General features: G+C 44.0%; 5 protein-coding genes. 3 read left to right on the top strand and 2 right to left on the bottom strand.

The genetic code is table 11. The annotated features are described in order from the left end of the window. From AC1DPZ_RS20100 to AC1DPZ_RS20090, 3 genes are all read left to right on the top strand, one after another. On the top strand, positions 1 to 576 hold a 576-nt coding region (locus tag AC1DPZ_RS20100; protein ID WP_477406726.1), incomplete at its 5' end, for a RagB/SusD family nutrient uptake outer membrane protein. Between the two features lie 86 nt (positions 577 to 662). Beyond that, positions 663 to 2,948: a GH92 family glycosyl hydrolase gene (locus AC1DPZ_RS20095; protein WP_477406724.1), complete on the top strand. Its 2,286-nt coding sequence runs from the start codon at positions 663 to 665 to the stop codon at positions 2,946 to 2,948. Positions 2,949 to 3,105: 157 nt separating this feature from the next. Then, the gene (locus AC1DPZ_RS20090; RefSeq protein WP_477406722.1) at positions 3,106 to 3,915 is read left to right on the top strand and encodes a PI-PLC domain-containing protein; all 810 of its coding nucleotides are present in this window, start codon (positions 3,106 to 3,108) and stop codon (positions 3,913 to 3,915) included. 110 nt (positions 3,916 to 4,025) lie between these two features. On the opposite strand, the gene AC1DPZ_RS20085 is transcribed toward AC1DPZ_RS20090, so the two are convergent. Together AC1DPZ_RS20085 and AC1DPZ_RS20080 are read right to left on the bottom strand one after the other, a co-directional pair. Then, positions 4,026 to 4,640: a trimeric intracellular cation channel family protein gene (locus AC1DPZ_RS20085; protein ID WP_477406720.1), complete on the bottom strand. Its 615-nt coding sequence runs from the start codon at positions 4,638 to 4,640 to the stop codon at positions 4,026 to 4,028. 101 nt (positions 4,641 to 4,741) lie between these two features. After that, entirely contained in the window at positions 4,742 to 5,980 is a 1,239-nt protein-coding gene (locus tag AC1DPZ_RS20080; protein WP_477406718.1) for a dicarboxylate/amino acid:cation symporter, read from the bottom strand. Positions 5,981 to 6,139 lie beyond the last annotated feature (159 nt).

Below are 6,139 nucleotides of genomic sequence, written 5' to 3'. Positions count from 1 at the left end.
GCTATGATCCCTACTAATGGGTTCTTTAACAGCTATGCGGCGGGCGACTTACGTGCCCAGGAAAGACAGTTTTATTTTTCAAGCTATCCATCATTTAAGGATGGAAGCATTATAACCTTTGGCGAGCACGCACTTTATAAATATTTTCACGTAGAGAGTGCTTTAGGTAATGGCCAGAGTGATGAAAACTGGACCTTTTTGCGCTTGCCGGAAGCTATGCTGATTTATGCAGAAGCAAGCAACGAAGCAGAAGGTGCACCCAATACTTTAGCTATAGCACAACTTAATAAAATAAGGGCCCGTGCGCAACTGGCCCCTATAGGCGCACTAAGCCAGGCTGCTTTCCGTGCTGAGGTTTGGAAAGAGCGCTACCACGAGTTGGCTTATGAAAATAAGGCCTATTTTGATATTCAGCGTACCCACATGATTTATGATGTAACCAATAATACATTTGGCGACGCAACATCTACCGCAAACGAGCAAGGTGTTACCATGAAGGCCCAGTATTACTTATGGCCTATCCCGCAACGCGAGATCAGCACCAATAGTAAGCTCACCCAAAACACCGGGTGGTAATAAATATAATACAATATAAAAGACCGGCTATTACAGCTGGTCTTTTATATTTACAGTTAAAATTAAAAAACGTTTAATAGCTAAGCATGAAGAAAAAATTTATACTTATTGGTTCATTTTTTATAACTGTTACATCTGCATTGGCACAACAGGTAAATAAAGTAACCGACCCTGTTGAGTATATTAACCCCTTAATGGGTACCGACTCGCATTACGACCTGTCAAACGGTAACACCTATCCGGCCATTGCCTTACCATGGGGCATGAATTTCTGGACTCCGCAAACCGGCGTAATGGGCGATGGATGGGCTTATACTTACGATGCTCATAAAATACGCGGCTTTAAACAAACTCACCAGCCATCGCCCTGGATGAACGATTATGGGCAGTTTGCTATAATGCCGGTTACCAAACATTTAAAAGTATCGCAAAATGGCAGGGCAAGCTGGTTTTCGCATAAGGCCGAGATTGCCAAACCATACTACTACAGCGTGTATCTTGCCGATCATGATGTAACTACCGAGATCACCCCAACCGAAAGGGCGGCCCAGTTTAGGTTCACCTATCCTAAAACCGACAGCTCATTTATTGTGATCGACGCGCTAAATAAAGGCTCCTATGTAAAGATCATCCCCGGTGAGAAAAAGATAGTAGGTTACTCTACCAAATATGCCCGCGGGCCTTTAAAAAATTTCAAAAACTATTTTGTTATTTATGTAGATAAGGCAATAACCCTGGCACAAACCTACAGTGATACCACATTAAGCGACGGGCTTGAACTGAAGGCCGAACATGCAAGCGCGTTGATCGGCTTTAAAACTGCACATGGCGAAAAGGTACATTTAAAGGTAGCTTCATCATTTATTAGTATAGAACAAGCGGAGCTAAACCTTAAAAGAGAAGTTGGTAACGATAGTTTTGATGTTACCGAGCAAAAAGCAAAAGCCGTTTGGAACAAAACCCTTAGCCGCTTAACCGTTGAAGGTGGTACTATCGATCAAACGCGAACCTTTTACTCGTGCCTTTACCGCATGGTTTTCTTCCCCAATAAATTATACGAGATAGATGCTGATAATAAAATTGTGCATTACAGCGCGTCAACAGGTAAAGTGTTCCCGGGATATAAATTTGCCGGTACAGGCTTTTGGGATACCTTCAGGGCTTTATATCCTTTCCTGAACCTGGTTTATCCGTCTATCAATAAAGAGATGCAGGAAGGCTTGATTAACGATTATAAAGAAGGAGGATGGCTGCCCGAGTGGTCGAGCCCCGGATATTCTGCAGTAATGATCGGTAATAACTCTGCCTCGGTAGTATCCGAAGCTTATTTAAAAGGCGGCAAGGGCTATGATATCAATACATTATACGAGGCTTTGATCCATGGCGCTAACAACAAAGGCCCCGCAGCCACAGGCCGCGAGGGCGTGGAGTATTATAACACACTGGGATATGTGCCCTACGATGTAAAGATCAACGAAAATGCCGCCCGTACATTGGAGTATGCCTATGACGATTTTACTATTTATAAATTAGGCAAAGCCTTAGGTAAGCCGGCATCAGAGACCGATGTTTATAAAAAGCGCAGCATGAACTACCGTAACCTTTTTGACCCCACTACCGGGTTAATGCGCGGTAAAAATAAAGATGGTTCATTTGAAACACCGTTTAGCCCGCTAAAATGGGGCGATGCCTTTACCGAGGGTAACAGCTGGCATTATAGCTGGAGTGTTTTTCATGATATCCAGGGCTTGATTAACCTTATGGGCGGAAAAAAGCAGTTTATAACCAAGCTTGATTCTGTATTTACCCTGCCGCCAATTTTTGATGACAGCTATTACGGCGAAACTATTCATGAGATCCGTGAGATGCAGATTGTAAATATGGGCCAGTATGCACATGGTAACCAGCCCATCCAGCACATGATTTACCTGTACAACTACGCAGGTGAGCCCTGGAAAACCCAATTGCATGTGCGCGATGTAATGAACAAGTTATACAAAGCTACACCAGATGGCTATTGCGGCGATGAGGATAACGGACAAACGTCGGCCTGGTATGTGTTCTCGGCAATGGGTTTTTATCCGGTTACACCTGCAAGCGATCAGTATGTATTGGGAGCGCCCCTGTTTAAGAAAATTACCCTCAAGCTCGAAAACGGTAAAACAGTAGCCATAAACGCAGCTAATAACAGCTACGCCAACAGGTACGTTAATACCGTGAATTTTGATGGTAAGCCTTATGATCTTACCTGGTTGAGCCATAAGGAATTATTAAAAGGTGCTACTATCAATTTTAACATGGCTCCGCAACCTAATAAAACAAGGGGAGTAAAGGATAGCGATGTGCCATATTCGTTATCGAATGAGAAATAGATGCCTCCTAACCCCCTAAAGGGGGGATTTTAAATGAAACCCGAAGTCATGCCGAACTTGTTTCGGCATCCCATCTGCAAAGTGTACGGCATAACGGTCACCTGCCCTGTGGGATCCTGAAACAAGTTCAGGATGACTTAGTGCTCCATAAGAAACCATGAACAAACTACTAAAAATAACAATCACATTGGCGGCGTTTCTTAACGCTGCCAATGTTGTTTTTGCGCAAAAAAAGCAAATCTATACTGTGGCCGACGCCCATGCGCATAACGATTATGTAAATAAGAACCCGTTTTATGGGGCCTATGATAAAGGTTTTGGTTCTATAGAGGCAGATGTGTTCGCCGTTAATGGTAAACTAATGGTTGCCCATTCCGAAAAAGAGATCAGGGCAGAACGTACGTTAAAAAAAATGTATATCGATCCCCTGGTAAAAAAACTCAAGGTGGATACGGCAAGGCAGTTAAGGCTCCTGATTGATTTAAAGGTAGATTATCATATCCTGATGCCTTTGATTATAAAAGAACTGGGGCCGCTGATGGATTACGCTGTGGTTAACGGATTGCCGGGCAGGTTGCATGTAGTAATAACCGGCGGGGTACCGCCAGCGGCCGACCTTGCTAATTACCCAACCTGGCTCACATTTGATGTTGATCACATAACCGGATTTACCACGCAGCAATGGCAGCGCATAAGTTTGCTGAGCTATAATTTTACCAAATACAGCCAGTGGAAGGGCAGGGGTAAGATCTCCAAGGCTGAGACTGCCAAATTGCTTGGCGTAATTGATAGCGTACACAATGCCGGTAAAATGATTCGCTTTTGGGAAACACCGGATAGCAAAACCGCATGGCGTGCCTTAATAGGCTTAGGCGTTGATGTGATTGGCACAGATAAAGTAGAAAAAATGGGCAACTTTTTAAATGACAGGAATAAAAAGACGCTAATGTCAAGTCAACAGTACTAAGTAGTAAGTCATAAGCCGAATTTGTTCTTTTTTTGACTTAGAACTTAAGACTTAAGACTTTCGACTAAATACTAAGCGTCAATTCACTGTTGACATAACGCTAAAATAGCCTAATGCCATTCCTCGCGATAAACAAATTTTGGCATTTGCCAATTGTATTTGATGGATAGCAAACGCAGCCCAAGGCCAATGGTGCAGGCTATAACAATTGCCACACCTGCAGGTACGCCCAAATATTCCATACCCAGGTATGCCGCCCCGGTAACAATAGCGGCACTGGCGTAAATTTCTTTGCGGAACAACAGCGGCACTTCGTTACATAATACATCGCGCAGTACACCACCGGCGCAACCTGTTATCATACCGCTTAATAGAATGATGGTAGCAGGCAGGTTTATTTCCTGGGCTATTTGGCAACCTATAATGGTAAACACTACCAAACCCAAAGCATCAAGGTACAGGAAAAGCGTTTTCATTTTGGTCATGAGCCTGGCTATTACTGCAGCCAGTATAGCGGCCCCGGCGGTTATCAACAGGTACTCGGGGTGCTCAACCCAGCTCATGGGGTAATGGTTAAATAAAATATTACGCACAGTACCGCCTCCTAATGCGGTAACCCATGCTATAATACAAACGCCTACCCAATCCATGTCCCTTCGCCCGGCAGATAGGGCAGCAGTCATGGCTTCGGCAATAATAGCTATGATGTATAAAATATGCAGCATGGATGATGTATTAAGGCTTGTTTAGCAAATATAATTATTTGGCTTAGATCAGAGACACACTCATCACCCATCTGCACTATACATACGGGAAAAACTGATTACTATTTCTCTTCCAATTGGCGGGGGGCTGGTGACAACCAGTTTTTTCCATCTACAAACCGGGAAACCAGCATCGCGGCTACGGTATCGCCTGTGGCATTTAGCAAAGTTGCCATAGGATCAACCAATGTCCCTATGATCATGGCCGGGGGGAGAGCCTCGGGCGGGAAACCATAGGCAGATATGAACAGCAATTCGCCAATATAGCCACCATTGGGGATGCCGCCTTCTACCAAACTAACCAAAACCGTCATGGCCAGGGCAATAGCTATGGTATCGGCACTGTTAAAACTTTTACCGAACAAGGCAAATACCACAGCCATTTTTACAATGGATGAGATGCTTGAACCATCTTTATGCAGTGTACCACCCAACGGGATGGTAACGTTGGCAATAACATCTGAAATGCCCATTTTTTTTGCCGCATCAAGGTTTGCCGGTATGGTGGCAATGCTGCTGCAGGTACCTACTGCTGTTGCCGATGGGATAATGTTATTACGCCAGTATCTTTTTACTGCAGTTACACCACCTGCTATAAACGCGTAAAGACTAAATATCACCACAAAATAAAATGCACCCACACCATAGTACAAAGCCATTGAGCGGGCATATCCTCCAAATAACTGCGGACCGAATACGCCAACCTGGTAGGCAAAATAGGCCCCCAAACCAATTGGACCCAGTTTCATGATAAGGATAAAGATATTTTTAAACACCTCGTTGCCGCTATGCAGAAAACGTGCGAAGGCAGCACCTTTTTCACCCGAGCGTAGGGTGGCAAAACCTATCAGCACCGAAAATATGATCATGGCCATCATGCTTTTACGGGAGAGCAGCTCATAAAATTCGCTGGTAGTAAATAAATTGGTTAATTGATCGCCAAGTGGTTTTTTAACAATGGCTTCGGTAATTGGACTGGCCACTAAATGCTGGTGTATGGGGAAGATCCAGATGGCGATAATAGTTATTATGGCTGCAACAAGTACGGTGCCTACAAATACAAGCGAAGTAATACCCAATAATTTGCCCAGTTTATTAGAGCTATCCAACCCCGCAATGGCCGACGCGATAGCGAAGAAAACCAGCGGAACAACCGCTGTGAACAGCAGGTTAAGGAAAATATCGCCTATGGGTTTGATGATGTTAACCTTATCACCCAAAAATATACCGGCAATACTGCCGGCAATAATGCCCCCTATCAGGAATATGATGCCTTTATAACTCTTAAACCAACTATTCATTTAGCTAATATAATAATATAGGGCATATGTGGCGTGTCCCTGTCAAAAAACAAAATGCAGAATCACCATGGGCAAACAAGCAGGAGGCACCTACGGAGCCGGGTTTCTGGGTTTTATTTTTGCTATAAACACGTGACTCCTACAGAGTCAATCATACAC

The organism is Mucilaginibacter sp. P4_G9 (assembly GCF_056400985.1).
Note: the sequence above shows the minus strand (reverse complement) of the source record. Positions and strands in the feature narration are given on the sequence as shown.

Coding starts and splice junctions, on each gene's coding strand:
- AC1DPZ_RS20085 (WP_477406720.1), bottom strand. CDS start 4,640: ATGCTGCATATTTTATACATCATAGCTATTATTGCCGAAGCCATGACT.
- AC1DPZ_RS20090 (WP_477406722.1), top strand. CDS start 3,106: ATGAACAAACTACTAAAAATAACAATCACATTGGCGGCGTTTCTTAAC.
- AC1DPZ_RS20095 (WP_477406724.1), top strand. CDS start 663: ATGAAGAAAAAATTTATACTTATTGGTTCATTTTTTATAACTGTTACA.
- AC1DPZ_RS20080 (WP_477406718.1), bottom strand. CDS start 5,980: ATGAATAGTTGGTTTAAGAGTTATAAAGGCATCATATTCCTGATAGGG.